At 39.3% G+C, this 15,156-nt stretch carries 19 protein-coding genes; 1 reads left to right on the top strand and 18 read right to left on the bottom strand.

The annotated features are described in order from the left end of the window. Nucleotides 1-206: 206 nt before the first annotated feature. The 10 genes from pal to HMPREF3020_RS04575 all read right to left on the bottom strand — a co-directional run bounded on the left by pal (nucleotide 207) and on the right by HMPREF3020_RS04575 (nucleotide 8,120). Nucleotides 207-674, bottom strand: a complete 468-nt coding sequence (pal, locus tag HMPREF3020_RS04615; RefSeq protein WP_005696669.1) for a peptidoglycan-associated lipoprotein Pal — start codon at nucleotides 672-674, stop codon at nucleotides 207-209. 24 nt (nucleotides 675-698) lie between these two features. Beyond that, nucleotides 699-1,982: a Tol-Pal system beta propeller repeat protein TolB gene (tolB, locus tag HMPREF3020_RS04610; protein WP_049366381.1), complete on the bottom strand. Its 1,284-nt coding sequence runs from the start codon at nucleotides 1,980-1,982 to the stop codon at nucleotides 699-701. A 41-nt stretch (nucleotides 1,983-2,023) separates the two neighbouring features. Continuing rightward, complete coding sequence (tolA, locus tag HMPREF3020_RS04605) at nucleotides 2,024-3,277, bottom strand: cell envelope integrity protein TolA (RefSeq protein WP_070775703.1); 1,254 nt, start codon at nucleotides 3,275-3,277, stop codon at nucleotides 2,024-2,026. A gap of 18 nt (nucleotides 3,278-3,295) precedes the next feature. Beyond that, on the bottom strand, nucleotides 3,296-3,715 hold the full coding sequence (gene tolR / locus HMPREF3020_RS04600) for a colicin uptake protein TolR (protein WP_032803822.1): 420 nt from the start codon (nucleotides 3,713-3,715) through the stop codon (nucleotides 3,296-3,298). A 78-nt stretch (nucleotides 3,716-3,793) separates the two neighbouring features. Beyond that, a complete protein-coding gene (tolQ, locus tag HMPREF3020_RS04595; protein WP_005696675.1) occupies nucleotides 3,794-4,480 on the bottom strand; it encodes a protein TolQ in 687 nt (228 codons plus the stop codon). 20 nt (nucleotides 4,481-4,500) lie between these two features. Further along, the gene (gene ybgC / locus HMPREF3020_RS04590) at nucleotides 4,501-4,929 is read right to left on the bottom strand and encodes a tol-pal system-associated acyl-CoA thioesterase (protein WP_178162665.1); all 429 of its coding nucleotides are present in this window, start codon (nucleotides 4,927-4,929) and stop codon (nucleotides 4,501-4,503) included. Between the two features lie 71 nt (nucleotides 4,930-5,000). After that, entirely contained in the window at nucleotides 5,001-5,288 is a 288-nt protein-coding gene (gene ybgE / locus HMPREF3020_RS04585) for a cyd operon protein YbgE (protein ID WP_049369237.1), read from the bottom strand. Between the two features lie 2 nt (nucleotides 5,289-5,290). Beyond that, the gene (locus tag HMPREF3020_RS09420) at nucleotides 5,291-5,389 is read right to left on the bottom strand and encodes a cytochrome bd oxidase small subunit, CydX/CbdX family (RefSeq protein WP_101494276.1); all 99 of its coding nucleotides are present in this window, start codon (nucleotides 5,387-5,389) and stop codon (nucleotides 5,291-5,293) included. A gap of 11 nt (nucleotides 5,390-5,400) precedes the next feature. Further along, nucleotides 5,401-6,540 carry a cytochrome d ubiquinol oxidase subunit II gene (gene cydB / locus HMPREF3020_RS04580; protein WP_070591486.1) on the bottom strand — a complete coding sequence of 380 codons (1,140 nt, stop codon included), beginning with the start codon at nucleotides 6,538-6,540 and terminating at the stop codon, nucleotides 5,401-5,403. Between the two features lie 14 nt (nucleotides 6,541-6,554). Beyond that, on the bottom strand, nucleotides 6,555-8,120 hold the full coding sequence (locus tag HMPREF3020_RS04575; RefSeq protein WP_049370505.1) for a cytochrome ubiquinol oxidase subunit I: 1,566 nt from the start codon (nucleotides 8,118-8,120) through the stop codon (nucleotides 6,555-6,557). Between the two features lie 458 nt (nucleotides 8,121-8,578). Between HMPREF3020_RS04575 and HMPREF3020_RS04570 the strand changes: the two genes are divergently transcribed. Continuing rightward, nucleotides 8,579-8,899, top strand: a complete 321-nt coding sequence (locus tag HMPREF3020_RS04570; protein WP_049364495.1) for a DUF5339 domain-containing protein — start codon at nucleotides 8,579-8,581, stop codon at nucleotides 8,897-8,899. Nucleotides 8,900-8,955: 56 nt separating this feature from the next. On the opposite strand, the gene ruvB is transcribed toward HMPREF3020_RS04570, so the two are convergent. The 8 genes from ruvB to HMPREF3020_RS04530 form a co-directional block, all read right to left on the bottom strand. Beyond that, nucleotides 8,956-9,963, bottom strand: a complete 1,008-nt coding sequence (ruvB, locus tag HMPREF3020_RS04565) for a Holliday junction branch migration DNA helicase RuvB (protein ID WP_070775702.1) — start codon at nucleotides 9,961-9,963, stop codon at nucleotides 8,956-8,958. A 13-nt stretch (nucleotides 9,964-9,976) separates the two neighbouring features. Beyond that, complete coding sequence (gene ruvA / locus HMPREF3020_RS04560) at nucleotides 9,977-10,588, bottom strand: Holliday junction branch migration protein RuvA (RefSeq protein ID WP_070775701.1); 612 nt, start codon at nucleotides 10,586-10,588, stop codon at nucleotides 9,977-9,979. Between the two features lie 58 nt (nucleotides 10,589-10,646). After that, nucleotides 10,647-11,219, bottom strand: coding sequence for a crossover junction endodeoxyribonuclease RuvC (ruvC, locus tag HMPREF3020_RS04555; RefSeq protein ID WP_070775700.1), 573 nt, complete (start codon nucleotides 11,217-11,219; stop codon nucleotides 10,647-10,649). 51 nt (nucleotides 11,220-11,270) lie between these two features. Further along, nucleotides 11,271-11,705 carry a hypothetical protein gene (locus HMPREF3020_RS04550; protein ID WP_049376483.1) on the bottom strand — a complete coding sequence of 145 codons (435 nt, stop codon included), beginning with the start codon at nucleotides 11,703-11,705 and terminating at the stop codon, nucleotides 11,271-11,273. A gap of 17 nt (nucleotides 11,706-11,722) precedes the next feature. Beyond that, nucleotides 11,723-12,463 (bottom strand): YebC/PmpR family DNA-binding transcriptional regulator, encoded by a 741-nt coding sequence (locus HMPREF3020_RS04545; RefSeq protein ID WP_049370509.1) that lies wholly within the window; start codon nucleotides 12,461-12,463, stop codon nucleotides 11,723-11,725. A gap of 49 nt (nucleotides 12,464-12,512) precedes the next feature. Next, nucleotides 12,513-12,971, bottom strand: a complete 459-nt coding sequence (gene nudB / locus HMPREF3020_RS04540; RefSeq protein ID WP_070775699.1) for a dihydroneopterin triphosphate diphosphatase — start codon at nucleotides 12,969-12,971, stop codon at nucleotides 12,513-12,515. A gap of 101 nt (nucleotides 12,972-13,072) precedes the next feature. Continuing rightward, nucleotides 13,073-14,341, bottom strand: a complete 1,269-nt coding sequence (locus HMPREF3020_RS04535; protein WP_070775698.1) for an NRAMP family divalent metal transporter — start codon at nucleotides 14,339-14,341, stop codon at nucleotides 13,073-13,075. A 273-nt stretch (nucleotides 14,342-14,614) separates the two neighbouring features. After that, nucleotides 14,615-15,136, bottom strand: a complete 522-nt coding sequence (locus tag HMPREF3020_RS04530) for an opioid growth factor receptor-related protein (RefSeq protein ID WP_049366392.1) — start codon at nucleotides 15,134-15,136, stop codon at nucleotides 14,615-14,617. Nucleotides 15,137-15,156: the final 20 nt, after the last annotated feature.

The following is a 15,156-nucleotide window of genomic DNA, read 5'->3' as shown; positions in this document are numbered from 1 at the left end:
CCGCTGCTCTACCGACTGAGCTAACGACCCACATCATTTCGTAACAGGTGCGTATATTACCGATTTTATTTTCTGACGCAAGAAAAATCTGAAGAAATTGTGTTAATTGCGTGAATACTCGTCAATTTCTGACAATATCTTAGAACAAATAAAAAAGGAGAGTATTTCTACTCTCCCTTTTTCTAAGAATCAAAATTCTCTAAAAATTAGTATGCTAACACTGCACGACGGTTTTTAGAGTATGCTGCTTCATCGTGACCTAACACTGCAGGTTTTTCTTCACCGTAAGAAACAGTTGATACTTTACCAGCGTCAACACCTTTACCAGCTAAGAAACCTTTAACTGCATCAGCACGACGTTGACCTAAAGCGATGTTGTACTCTGGAGTACCACGTTCGTCAGTGTTACCTTCAACAACAACTTTAGAAGCTGGAGTTGCATTTAAGTATGCAGCGTGAGCATCTAAGATTTGAACGTATTCACCTTCGATGTTGAATTTGTCGAAACCGAAGTAAACGGTGTTGTAACGTTGTTGAAGATCTTCAACAGAGTAACCACCGAAAGTTTGACCGTTGTTAGCACCGTTGCCTGCTGCATCGTTATTTGATGAGCTACATGCTGCTAATGCAGCTACTGAACCAGCAACTAATAATGATTTAACAAATTTGTTCATTAGATTTCTCCTCAATGAGTTTTTTTATTTAGTCAAGTATGGAGACCAAGCTGGAAATTTCACTTGGCCATTACTTCCTGGAAGACTCGCTTTAAAGCGACCATCTGCAGAAACTAATTGTAACACCTTTCCTAGCCCTTGTGTAGAGCTGTAAATAATCATGATACCGTTAGGAGAAATACTTGGGCTTTCACCTAAGAAAGATGTACTTAATACTTCAGAACTACCGCTGGTGAGATCTTGTTTCACTACGTTGTTATTACCGTTGATCATCACGAGTGTTTTACCATCACTACTGATTTGCGCACTACCGCGACCACCAACTGGCGATGCACCACCACCGCTTGCGCTCATGCGATAAACTTGTGGTGAACCACCTCTATCTGAAGTAAAGAGAATTGAGCTACCATCTGGAGACCATGATGGCTCTGTATTATTACCCGCACCGCGAGTTAATTGAGTCGGTGTACCACCATTTGAGCTCATTACATAGATGTTTAATAAACCATCTTGTGAAGAAGCAAATGCGAGTTTAGAACCGTCCGGAGAGAATGCTGGCGCACCGTTATGTCCTGGGAAAGAAGCAACCACTTTACGAGAACCTGAACCTAAGTCTTGTACAACAAGTTGTGATTTTTTGTTCTCAAAAGATACATACGCTAAACGTTTACCATCTGGAGACCATGCTGGAGACATAATTGGTTGTGAGCTACGATTTACGATGAATTGATTGTAACCATCATAATCTGCTACACGAACTTCATAAGGTTGTGAACCACCATTTTTTTGCACTACATAAGCAATACGTGTTCTGAATGCACCACGAATACCGGTTAATTTTTCAAATACTTCATCACTCACAGTATGTGCACCGTAACGCAACCATTTATTTGTCACTGTATAGCTATTTTGTGCAAGCACCGCACCAGGTGTACCTGATGCCCCTACAGTATCAACTAATTGGTAAGAAATGTTATAACCACTACCAGTTGATGTCACTTGACCTACCACAACAGCATCAATACCTAAAGCAGTCCAAGCTTCAGGTTTTACTTCTGCTGCAGTCGTTGGTTGTTGTGGCATTTGGCTCACTGGAATTGGGTTAAATTTACCACTATTACGTAAGTCATCTGCAACAATTTGACCAATATTTTCAGGTGCAGAACCTGCGAAAGGAACAACTGCGATAGGACGAGCGCCATCAACACCTTCATCAATCACAATTCGAACTTCATCTTCTGCCATTGCTGTGCTTGCAAATGCAAACATCACCACAAATAGCCCCATAACACGTTTGATCAATTTCATTTAATCACCTTATTTTAACGTTGTTACTTTCCTAAAACCGATTATCGAGCATTGATATCAAAATCGATAGTCGGCGCTTTATATTTCTCATAAATAGCATCAGATGGTGCTGCTGGAACTTTTTTCGTTCTCGCTACCGCACTTAATGCTGCAGTACAAATATCATCAGGTCCAGAAACGCGTTGGTAGCCTAAAATCGTGCCATCTCGACCGAGTTGGATTTTAATGCTACAAACTTTACCGGCAAAGCTTGGGTCTTTTAAGAAACGGCGTTGAATTTCACGTTTAATGACACCTGCATATTGGTCACCAACTTTACCACCATCTCCAGCACCTAGTCCTGCACCACTACCTTGTGTACCGCCTTTATTCGCATTGCCACCTTTAGATGCGCTACCACCACCGATGTCACCACCATTCATGAAATCATCTAAAGCTGCTTGATCCGCTTTACGTTTTGCTGCATCAGCTTTCGCTTTTGCATCAGCCTTCGCTTTAGCTTCTGCATCCGCTTTAGCTTTTGCTTCTGCCTTCGCTTTTGCTTCAGCCTCTGCTTTCGCTTTTGCATCGGCCTCAGCTTTCGCTTTCGCCTTAGCATCTGCTTCTGCTTTAGCCTTGGCGTCTGCCTCAGCTTTTGCCTTCGCTTTTGCTTCAACCTCTGCTTTCGCTTTCGCCTCAGCCTTGGCTTTAGCATCTGCTTCTGCTTTTTCTTTCGCTTTTTGAGCTTCAGCTTGTGCCTTCGCTTTCGCCTCTTCTTCAGCCTGTTTAGCGGCTGCCGCTAAACGTTTTGCCTCAGCTTCAGCTTTCAACTTCGCTGCCTCTGCAGCTTGTTTTGCTTTTGCTTCTTCAGCTTGTTTCTGTTTTTCTAACGCCTCTTGACGAGCAAGCTCTTGCTGCTGTTTTTGCTTTTGCTTTTCAATTTCTTGCTGCTTTTGTTTTTCAAGTTCTTTTTGACGTTGAATTTCCTGCTGACGCTTAATCTCTTCTTGTTTCGCAATTTCTTGCTGATTTGGTTCAGGTTCAGGCTCTGGTTTTTTCTCTTCAACTACAGGCTCAGGTTTCTTCTGTTTATCAGTTTGACCTTTTTTCTGTTGTTGAATACGTCCCCACTCCTGTGCTGCGCTGCCAGTATCGACCATCACAGCTCCCATGGCATCACCTTCACCTTCTCCACCACCCATTATTTCAACGGTTTGATAAAGAGAGCTCCAAATCAACAAACCAAACAATGCAAGGTGCATCGCAATAGAGATGACAAACTCATTTGCACGTTTTTTTCGTCGATTATTCTGCACGGTTTTACCTACTTATTCTTAAATTGGGTTAGTCATTAAACCCACAGACTTAATGCCGGCAAGATGTAGTAAATTCAGTGCTTTAATCACTTCTTCATAAGGTACATCTTTTGCTCCACCCACTAAGAACATTGTGTTATTGTCTTTATCAAATTCTTGTTTTGATAATTGGGTTACCATTTCTTCGTTAAGGCCTTCTTGGCGTTGACCACCAATCGAAATCGAATACTGCCCAACACCTGCTACTTCTAAAATAACCGGTGTTTTATCTTCATTTGATACATTTTGACTTTGCACCGAATCAGGGAGTTCCACTTGAACGCTCTGACTGATAATCGGCGCGGTTGCCATAAAAATTAACACTAAAACTAAAAGAACATCGAGAAATGGCACGATGTTAATTTCAGATTTAATGTCTTTACGCTGACGACGAGCCATAATTTCCTCTAAAACTTCGCTAAAATCCACCGCACTTTTCGTTTTATTTATTAAGTGCGGTCAATTTTTCATTTATTTTTAATGGGGCGCTTTACCAAAAGCTTGACGATGTAAAATTGTGGTGAATTCATCAATGAAGTTACCATAATTTTGTTCAATCGCATTTACACGTAAGCTTAAACGGTTATACGCCATTACAGCTGGAATCGCCGCAAACAAACCGATTGCTGTTGCGATCAAGGCTTCTGCAATACCTGGAGCAACCATTTGTAATGTTGCTTGTTTCGCACCACTTAATGCCATAAATGCGTGCATGATCCCCCAAACGGTACCAAATAAACCAATATATGGACTTACAGAAGCCACTGTCGCTAAGAAAGGTACACGACTTTCAAGCGCTTCTACTTCACGATTCATCGCAAGGTTCATCGCACGAGTGGTACCTTTAATGATTGCTTCTGGCGCATCTGCGTTCACTTGTTTTAAGCGAGAGAATTCTTTAAAACCAACAAAGAAAATTTGTTCGCTACCAGTTAATACTTCACGACGATTAGATAAACCATCATAAAGTTTATTTAAATCTTCACCAGACCAGAAACGATCTTCAAAAGTGTTCGCTTCTTTTAACGCACTCGTCAAAATACGGCTACGTTGAATGATGATTGCCCAAGAAATAATTGAGAACGAAATCAAGATCACAATTACAAGTTGAACAACGATACTCGCTTTTAGAAAAAGATCTAAAAAGTTCAATTCTGCAGTCATTGCATACTCCGAAAAGTTATTTACTTTAAAAATGCCGCTTTTAATTCTTCAGGAATTGCGACAGGTTTCATTTTGCCTAGATCAACACAGGCTACCTTAACAGTAGCCTTTGATAACACCACTGCCTCACGAACTAACCGCTGTTCAAAGAGAATTGTTGCTCCTTTCACTGCCGTTATTTCCGTTTCGACAATAAGATAATCATCCAATTTTGCCGGAATACAATAGTCAATAGACATGGTTTTGACCACAAAAGCTAATTGTTGTTCCTGCAATAATGATTGTTGGGAAAAATTAAGCGTTCTTAAATATTCAGTTCGCGCACGCTCAAAGAAATGTAAGTAACGTGCGTGATACACTACTCCGCCAGCATCCGTGTCCTCATAATAAACACGAACCGGAAAGGTAAAACATTGGTTATTCAAAATAATGCTCAAATTATCAGCCATAACAAGCCGCTTATTTTAGAACCTGTTCATTAGATGTGCAAGCTCCAAATAATAATATTTGTCTATCGTTCTTATAAAAACCAATGCTGAACAATGGCAATTATTGTGGTGAAATAACCAATAAATGGCAAGAAAACGAGCTGCCATATTGCTCGGCGAATATCGAATCCGATACCGTGGATCCACAAATTAATCAATCCCCAAAAAATCGCAAGAATCCAAGCTGGATGTGCAGTACGAAGTGCGGTCGAAAATTGATTTAAATTAAAAAAGAAAGCCGCGGTTAAAAATAACGCTAAAATAAACGAAAGGGTTCGCAAGGAACCCTTATTACTTAATTGATAGAGTGAATTAATCATCATTACTCGTCAAATTTGCCTGACTTTTCTTTACCAATGGTCAATTTAGCACTCACCATAACTGCAGCCAACACACCCACTACCCAAATTACATATAACATATTGTTTCTCCTTAGTATAATGAGTTTTTGTTGTCTTCAACAAAGCTTTCATCCAAGCGACCAAACATTTTGTAGTATGACCAAGTGGTGTAAAGCAATGAGATGGTAACGAATACTAATACCAAGTAGAACATTAAGTTTAATGTTAATTGACTTGATGTTGCATCCCACATTAACAAGCTTTGTTCTGGATGAGTACTTGAAGGCATTACAAATGGGAACATTGATACTGCCGCAGTGATAATCACACCAGCCATTGTTAATACTGAGAATAAGAACGCGAAACCGCAACGATTTGCTTTAGATGCAACCACATTCAATAATGCACCAACTACTACTAATGCTGGGAATGCCCATAAAGCTGGATTTTCATTGAAGTTTTTGAACCATGCACCTGCTTCAACTGCCACTTGTTTACCTGAAGCTGGCGCTGATGCTGCAAAGTGATCAATCACGCTAGTCACCACATAACCGTCTTTGAAAGAAAGCCATACACCTGCAAGTACAAAAGTAATTAATGTCACTAATGCACCAATTTGTGTAATTGCTCTTGCGCGATCACGCAATGCTGCAGTGGTTTTCATTTGTAACCAGTTCGCACCGTGAGTCACTAACATTGCAAGGCTTAACACACCGCAAAGTAATGCGAATGGGTTTAATAATGCAAAGAACGAACCTGTGTAAGTTGCTTGTGAAAGCTCATTTAATTCAAATGGTACACCTTGTAATAAATTACCAAATGCTACACCGAATACTAATGCAGGTACAAAACCACCCGCAAACAAGCCCCAATCCCACATAGCACGCCATGTTGGGTTATCAATTTTCGCACGATATTCAAAACCAATTGGACGGAAGAATAACGCAGCTAACACGAGGAATAAGGCAATATAGAAGCCTGAAAACGCTACAGAATAAACAATCGGCCATGCCGCGAAGATTGCACCACCAGCACTTAATAACCAAACTTGGTTACCATCCCAGTGTGGAGCAATAGAGTTAATCATAATACGTCTTTCTACTTCTTTCTTACCTGCTACGGGTAAAAGTGCGGTCACGCCCATATCGAATCCATCTGTTACAGAGAAACCGATAAGCAATACAACAACTAGCACCCACCAAATAATACGTAGAATTTCATAATCAAGCATAATCCATCTCCTGCTTATTTAGATGATTGCTCAAAATAGTATTTGCCGGTTTTCAATGCACTTGGACCTAAACGTGCATATTTAAACATCAAATACATTTCCGCAATGATGAAGAAGAAGTAAAGTACACAAATTAAACCGATAGAGAACCATAAGTCACCTACACTCAAGTTAGAGGCAGACACACCCACCGGTAATACTTCATAAATCGCCCATGGTTGACGACCAAATTCAGCTAAGAACCAACCAAATTCAATCGCTAAGAATGGCAATGGAATACCCCAAAGCAATGCTTTAAGTAATAAGCGAGAAGAAGTCACTTTGTTACGTAAATTTTGAACAAATGCACCAAAGGTCAGTAAAATAATTAAACCACCTGCGGCTAACATACCACGGAATGCCCAGAAGTTAGGACCGACATTTGGAATAGTATCACGTGCTGCTTGTTTAATTTGTTCATCCGTTGCATCAACAACTTTATCTGTGTAACGTTTTAATAATAAACCGAAACCTAAATCACCTTTGACTTCATCAAATTTTGCTTTAGTTTCAGGATTTACTTGGCCTGCTGATTTTTTCTCTGCTTTTAATTGCGTGAATAAATCATAAGCAACCATACCGTTACGAACACGACCTTCATTTTTCGCTTGAATATCTTTCAAACCAACAATTTCAGTGTCTAAAGAACGCGTTGCAATTAAACCACCTAAGTAAGGGATTTCAATCGCAAAATCATTTTTCATTTCAGCGGTATTTGGAATCGCAACTGGATGGAATGGCGCTGGCGCAGGATGGGTATCAAACTCAGCTTCCATTGCAGCCAATTTCACAGGTTGTGCTTTACCAATTTCATAACCTGATTCATCCCCCATAATTAATACAGCTGATGCAGCGATAAAACCAAAAGTTGCCGCTACAGAGAATGAACGTTTAGCAAAACCAATATCGCGGCCTTTTAATAAATAGAATGCACTGATACCTAATACAAACATTGCACCGGTTGTATAACCTGCTGTTAATGTGTGTAAGAATTTACCTTGCGCAACTGGATTTAACCAAAGATCTAAGAAGCTGGTCATTTCCATACGAATGGTTTCAAAGTTAAACTCTGCCGCTACCGGATGTTGCATCCAACCATTCGCGACTAAAATCCACATCGCAGAAAGGTTTGAACCAAAGGCTACGCAGTAAGTTGCGAGTAAGTGTTTACCTTTAGTTAAACGATCCCAACCGAAGAAGAATAGACCCACGAAAGTGGACTCTAAGAAGAACGCAAGTAATGCTTCGATTGCTAATGGCGCACCGAAAATATCACCTACATAGTGAGAATAATAAGACCAGTTTGTCCCGAATTGGAACTCCATGATAATACCGGTCGTCACCCCTAGAGCAAAGTTAATACCAAATAACTTACCCCAGAATTTTGTCATATCTTTATATACTTCTTTGCCCGTTTTAACATAAATGGTTTCCATGATCACAAGAACGAAAGATAAACCTAATGTTAATGGTACAAAAATGAAGTGATATAACGCAGTTAATGCAAACTGCAAGCGTGAGAGATCAACAACGTCTAACATCTCAACTCCTTGTATAAATCTACAAGATTTTCACTTTATGATTACCAAGGATAACCCCAAATAACCACCCCAAACTACTCAACAGAAATTGTTAAGAAATATTGAATTATTTACGTAATAATTGCCTTTTCTATTCTCAAAACAGAATACAGTAACCGATTACAATATAAATATTCAAAAATTTGCCATATTCTACTACTATTTATGAGGATAAAAAACAGAAAAAACCGTTATCTTGATCACATTTTTTGATATAAGTTACAAAATACCCTATTTTGCATAACAATGACAAAATTGATCCACATCAAATTCTGTATTTTTTGCTCAAAATGGGAAAATTTATCTATCACAAGGAAACTTTATTTAAAAAAAATGGACAAAATAATCACTAGACAGGGCTGCAAGATTTTGCTATTTTTTAGCCTAATAATATTTGGAGAGATTTGTAGGGATTTACAATGAAAAAAATTTGCGTAATTTTGACCGCACTTTTCGGTTCTATGGCATTATCTGCCACCGCAGCACCTCTGACAGAAAACAAAGCTGCTCTTCCACAACAATGTACTCAGTTATTTAAAGAAACAGAAAATTTGATTGCCCAAGCAGAAAAACAGCCCGGCACTCACACTCAAGTAGGTAAAATCAAAAGCAAACTAAATCAAAGCAAACAGCAAATTCTTGAAATGGAATTAGCGACTCAACAAAAAAGCTGTGATGTGGGTTTAGCAAGATTAAATAGTATGAAGAGCTATACTGAAGGAACTGAAGGAACTAACTAAGCAGGTTTCAAAAAGAAAGGACATATTGATATCAATATGTCCTTTTTTTCTATCTCTTATTCTGACGGCTTCTGAAGTCCGAAGTGTCGATAAGTTAACGAAGTCGCAATTCGGCCTCGAGGGGTTCGCTGTAAAAATCCTTGTTGAATCAAATAAGGTTCTAAAACATCCTCGATAGTGTCTCGTTCTTCACCTATTGCTGCTGCCAAGTTATCTAACCCAACTGGCCCACCATCAAAACGTTCAATCACTGCGGTAAGCAATTTTCTATCTAAGTAATCAAAGCCCGCATCATCTATATCTAACATTGAAAGTGCTTGTTTCGCGATGTCTGCCGAAATAATGCCATCATTACGTACATCAGCAAAATCTCGAACGCGACGCAATAAACGGTTTGCAATGCGAGGGGTTCCACGCGAACGACGAGCCACTTCAAAAGCCGCTTTATCTTCTAATTCTAGATTTAAGCAAGAGGCACTTCTTGTCACAATAGAAGTTAAATCTTCAACGGAATAAAATTCTAAACGCTGAACAATACCAAAACGATCACGTAGTGGCGAAGTTAAAGAACCCGCTCGAGTTGTTGCACCAATTAATGTGAAAGGTGGTAAATCCAATTTAATTGAACGTGCCGCTGGCCCTTCGCCGATCATAATATCTAGCTGATAATCTTCCATTGCTGGATAAAGCACTTCTTCAATCGCAGGAGAAAGACGGTGAATTTCATCAATAAACAACACATCATGGGGTTCAAGATTTGTCAGCATTGCTGCCAAATCGCCGGCTTTTTCAAGCACAGGCCCCGATGTTGTGCGAATATTCACACCCATTTCATTCGCAACAATATTAGCTAGCGTCGTTTTTCCTAAACCTGGAGGGCCGAAGATCAAAAGATGATCTAGGGCATCTTGACGTAATTTTGCGGCCTTAATGAAAATATCCATCTGCTCTCGCACTTGTGGCTGTCCCACATAGTCGGCTAAAAGCTTTGGACGAATCGCACGATCGATGACATCTTCATCCATCTTTGCCTGACTGCTAATAATTCTATCTGCTTCGATCATATCTGTTTAATCTTTATAATGCGGCTTTTAAGGCTTCGCGAATTAATTGCTCACTGCTCAAGTCAGTTTTAGCTACTTTTTTCACCATTTTTTCAGCGTCGGTTGGTTTATAACCTAACGCAACCAATGCAGCAACCGCTTCATCTGTAGAGCTTTCAGCTTGGCGTAATTCTGAAGTTGACGGAATATGTTTGCTCTCCACAAAGAAATCACTTTGGCGAACATCTTTAAACTTCCCTTTTAACTCTACCAATAAACGTTCAGCTGTTTTCTTGCCCACACCAGGAATTTTAACTAATTTTGACAGTTCTTCTCGTTCAATAGCATAAGCAAACTGCTCTACTGACATTGCAGATAAAATCGCGAGTGCCAATTTAGGGCCAACACCATTGGTTTTAATTAATTCACGGAATAAAGTGCGGTCAGTTTTTTGGGCAAATCCAAAAAGAAGATGAGCATCTTCACGCACAACAAGATGGGTAAATAAAGTGGTTTCTTGCCCGATTTCAGGTAAGTCATAAAAACTGGTCATCGGTAACAATAATTCGTAACCGACGCCTTGTACATCAAGCAAAATTTCAGGAGGTTGTTTTTCTAATAAGATGCCTTTTAAACGACCGATCATAAGATTTCCATGTAAAAAAATTTTGCATAGAATAAAATAAAACTGGATATTAATCCAGTTAAATTTTTAGTCTAAATCGACCTCGGCTATACCTTGTTTTTAAAAGTGCGGTCATTTTTTCATGTGTTTCTGTCGTCTTGACCGAGCCAGCAATATGCAAAGAATGTTGAATGGTGTGGGCATGGGTAATCGCAATGGCTAAAGCATCTGCCGCATCAGCTTGTGGTTTATCTGAGAGCTTCAAAATTCGTGTCACCATATCTTGTACTTGAACTTTATCTGCCGAACCAATCCCAACGACAGTCTGTTTCACCAAACGAGCGGCATATTCAAATACAGGTAAATCGTGATTCACCGCTGCCACAATTGCCGTACCACGTGCTTGCCCCAGTTTTAAAGCGGAATCTGCATTTTTAGCCATAAACACTTGTTCAATGGCAAACATATCCGGCTGAAATTGCGTGATGATTTCTGTCACACCGGCATAAATTCGTTTTAATCGTGTAGGTAAATCTTCTACCTGCGTACGGATTGCTCCACTGCCGAGATATTCTAATTGGCGACCATTTTTTCTAATCACACCATAGCCCGTTACACGAGAACCTGGGTCAATGCCTAAAATAATACTCATAAATTCTCAAAAATAAACGGCCGGTCAATGCCGGCCGTTTTTTAGCGTTAATTATTGATTTGCTTTTGCAGTTGCTTTTGCATCTACATCACAGTTTTTCACAACAATTTTGTCTGCTTTTTTGCCTTTAATTAAAAGATTTACTGGCGCTACAGAATCAAATTTATCTAAAGTTAAACCACTATCTACGTTCCAAACATATTTGCCTGAAGTAAATGAAGTGAAGTCTTTTTGAGCTGCATCACGAGCGAAATCTTTCGCAACAACTTTGTTGCCTACCATTACCATTGCCGCTGTTGGCTCTTGGTTTTCGAATTGATAAACTGCAGTTACAGTTTTCTTGTTACAAGTATAAACAACTGTTTTATCCGTTACAGTTGGTGCTGCAGTTTGCTCTGCTTTGTTTTCTACTTTTGGTGCTTCGCTTGCACAAGCTGATAAAACAACAAGAGCGGCCATTGCAGGTAATACTTTAGCTAATTTCATTCTAAATCTCCTTAAAATTACAGCTGAGCTGCAACTTCATCACTAATTTCACCGTTATGATATACGTTTTGTACATCGTCACAGTCTTCTAACATGTCAATTAAACGCAACAATTTAGGCGCAGTTTCAAGATCAAGATCAACTGTTGTTGATGGAATCATTGTCACTTCTGCGTTATCAATTTTAAATCCTGCAGCTTCGATTGCATCGCGCACAGAACCTAAATCTTCCCACGCAGTATAGATTTCAAATGAACCATCATCTTGCGGTTGAACATCATCCGCACCGGCTTCAATTGCCGCCTCCATTAACGCATCTTCTTCACCTTGGCTAATTAAAATCAAGCCTTTTTTGCTGAATAAGTAGCCCACAGAACCTTCAGTCCCTAAGTTACCACCACATTTAGTGAAACTTGGGCGAACCTGTGAGATGGTTCGGTTTGCGTTGTCACTTAGACACTCAACCATCACAGCAGTTCCACCCGGACCATAACCTTCGTAAATTCTTGTTTCCATATTGGTGTCATCACCACCTCCCACACCGCGTTCAATCGCACGGTTAATGGTGTCGCGAGTCATGTTGCTTGATAAGGCTTTATCTACTGCAGCACGTAAACGCGGGTTCGCACCAACATCACCGCCACCAATTTTTGCAGCGGTTACTAATTCACGAATTAATTTTGTAAAAATTTTACCGCGTTGCGCATCTTGTGCTGCTTTACGGTGTTTAATATTTGCCCACTTACTATGGCCTGCCATGTTGTTTTCCTTCTTATCTTAAAAACGTTTGTAAATTATATCCTCTTTTCTACAGAGGAAAGCCGTTCATCAAATATTTTTTGATGGCCTCGGCATTATTCGGTGATTTCGTCATTTGGATCGCATCTTCTGGTAAAACCCATTGATACGCCAAATGCTCACTTAATATCGGTTCAAATTCCTGCTCAACTGCCAATAAAAACCAATGTTCATGACAGTGAGTCACATTCGGTGCGTATTTATAGCGGAAATGCGGGAAAATTTCAAATTCTATGCTCTCTTTGCAATCAAAAAGTGCGGTCGAATTTTCTTCTATTTTTAATCCAACTTCTTCCCAAACTTCTCGAATGGCTGTTTCTCTTGGTGTTTCATTGGTTTCTAATGTCCCCGTAACAGATTGCCAAAAAGTGGAATCATCTTGACGTTGAAGCATAAGAACACGATGCGTGCTTTCTGCATAAATTACCACGAGAACCGATTGATTATTTTTATATGTCAAACTCGTCATCTGCATAATTGAGAATGGGCAGCATCATACCTTTTCTGCTAAAAACTTTCAAAAAAATTACCGCACTTTAAAACTAAAGTGCGGTAATTATCTCAATTATTTTAGTTTAACCAGCCAGCTTGTTGGGCAATAAACAATCCTGCAAAGGCTGTTAAGTAGAATAAGCCGATAAGGGATAACCACAATAAGCCGCCTTTTACACTGTGTTTCGCGTGCTTAGTCAGAGATAAATTCAGCCAAGCAAAGATTGGTGCAGAAACAAATGAAGCAATCATCGCAAATTTCAGCATTGGACCCACTGCATTATTAAAGTAGAAAATAATCGCTAAACCCGACAATGCGGCTAAAATCATGCCAATGTTTAAAACTCTTACTGAGCTTTCTTGCTTACCAAACAAAATACGTACTGCTTCAACATTAGTACGAGAATAACCATCAATTACCGTAATTGTTGTACCAAACATACACATGAACGCAATCACGGCAATTAATAAACGTGCCCATTCACCGATAGTACTTGCATACATATTGATAAGTTGCGCGATATATTTTCCGCCTACCATCTCTACGGTTTCTGGCGAACCATATTGCACCAATGCACCAAGCGCTAAGAATACGACAGCTAAAATTGCTGTGCCGATGTAACCCACATTGAAGTCAAATAAACCGTCTTCATAAGATACTTTCGTTAGACGACGTTTTGCTACCACCCACATTGAGTTAATTGCAGAAATTTCAATTGGTGCCGGCATCCAGCCCATCAAGGCGACTAAAAACGCTAATTTACTTAATTCCCATGGAGAAGGTGCGACAAAATCAGGAGCGGCTACACCATGGATGCCGTTACGCATAAAAGCAATCACGACAGCGCTCACGGTGGTTACCGTTAAAGCAATCATGATAATTTTCGATAAGCTATCTAATAAACGATATTTACCCAACAATAAAATACCGGTTGTTACAAGAATCACTAATGAGCTTAATACTGGCATTGGGAGTGGGATTGGCGTAATGAACGTTAAAATTGCTGCTGTTAATAACCCTACTGCTGCAGTATTAATCACAGTTGCAAAAATGTTTAAAGCAAGGAATAACCAAAGATAGAATTTCCCTTTTTGACGGTACCCCTCTAGCAAAGTATTACCCGTATCTAAGGTATATTGAACACCGAAACGGAAGAAAGGATATTTGAATAAATTAGCAAGAATAACAATGCTCACTAATTCCCAACCATAGATCGCACCCGCTTGGGTGGATGCAATAATATGTGAACCACCAACAGCAGCTGATGCCATCACGATTCCAGGACCTAGGGCAGAGAATTTACTCGCCCATGTTGATTTTTCTACTGGAGTTGAAACTTCACTCATAAAATTTTCTCTTATAAATTGACCATAAACCGAAAAAGGCCTTATTTATAATAGAATTTTATCCTTGAGTAAAGTAAATAAAATCCACTTAAAAGCATTAGTGAAAAATAAAAATCTAATTATTCCAATATTTCAGAATATAACTTCAAAACAAATAAGCTTTGCCAGTATTCATACCAAAAAACTGATGTCTTTAAGTGAATAAAATTTTTTTCAATAAAAAGAAAGTGCGGTCAAATTTAACCGCACTTTATCGTAAACATGTATGCCTTATTATCTGTCCAATGCTGGTACTGATGTCGCATTCAGCCAATAATCAAATATTTTAGGGCTTACATTACCATACTTATCTGCAATAGATAAAAGTGCTTGTTGTAATGAGAGTGCTAACTCTGGCTGATCACACAATGCAAGGCTATGAATTGTTCGAGTCATCCTTAACTGATTATGGTCATGAGGTTTTAACCAAGTATATTCTTTCTTAGTCAAAATACCTTTTTCAATAATATTTACCCCATCACGCATCATGCCCCAAAAATCAAGCATTACATCTAAGGATTTCAGTTGGTGTTGCTTTAATAAATCAGAATGAGCAAAATCCAATCTATCCTGCTTTGTTAAAATCGGTGAAGGATGGTATCTCGACATCACCTCTAAAGGAAAAATCCATTGGATAAAATTATGCGTATATTCTAATTTTTGATGGCTAAATGCCCAAATATCCTCGATATAACGCCCATGTGTATCAGGGATTTGGTTTGCATAGAACTGTAATAAAGGACTTAAATTCTGCATAAATCACCAAAACAAAGGGC

The organism is Haemophilus sp. HMSC068C11, from assembly GCF_001815355.1.
GTDB lineage: Bacteria > Pseudomonadota > Gammaproteobacteria > Enterobacterales > Pasteurellaceae > Haemophilus_D.
Note: the sequence above shows the minus strand (reverse complement) of the source record. Positions and strands in the feature narration are given on the sequence as shown.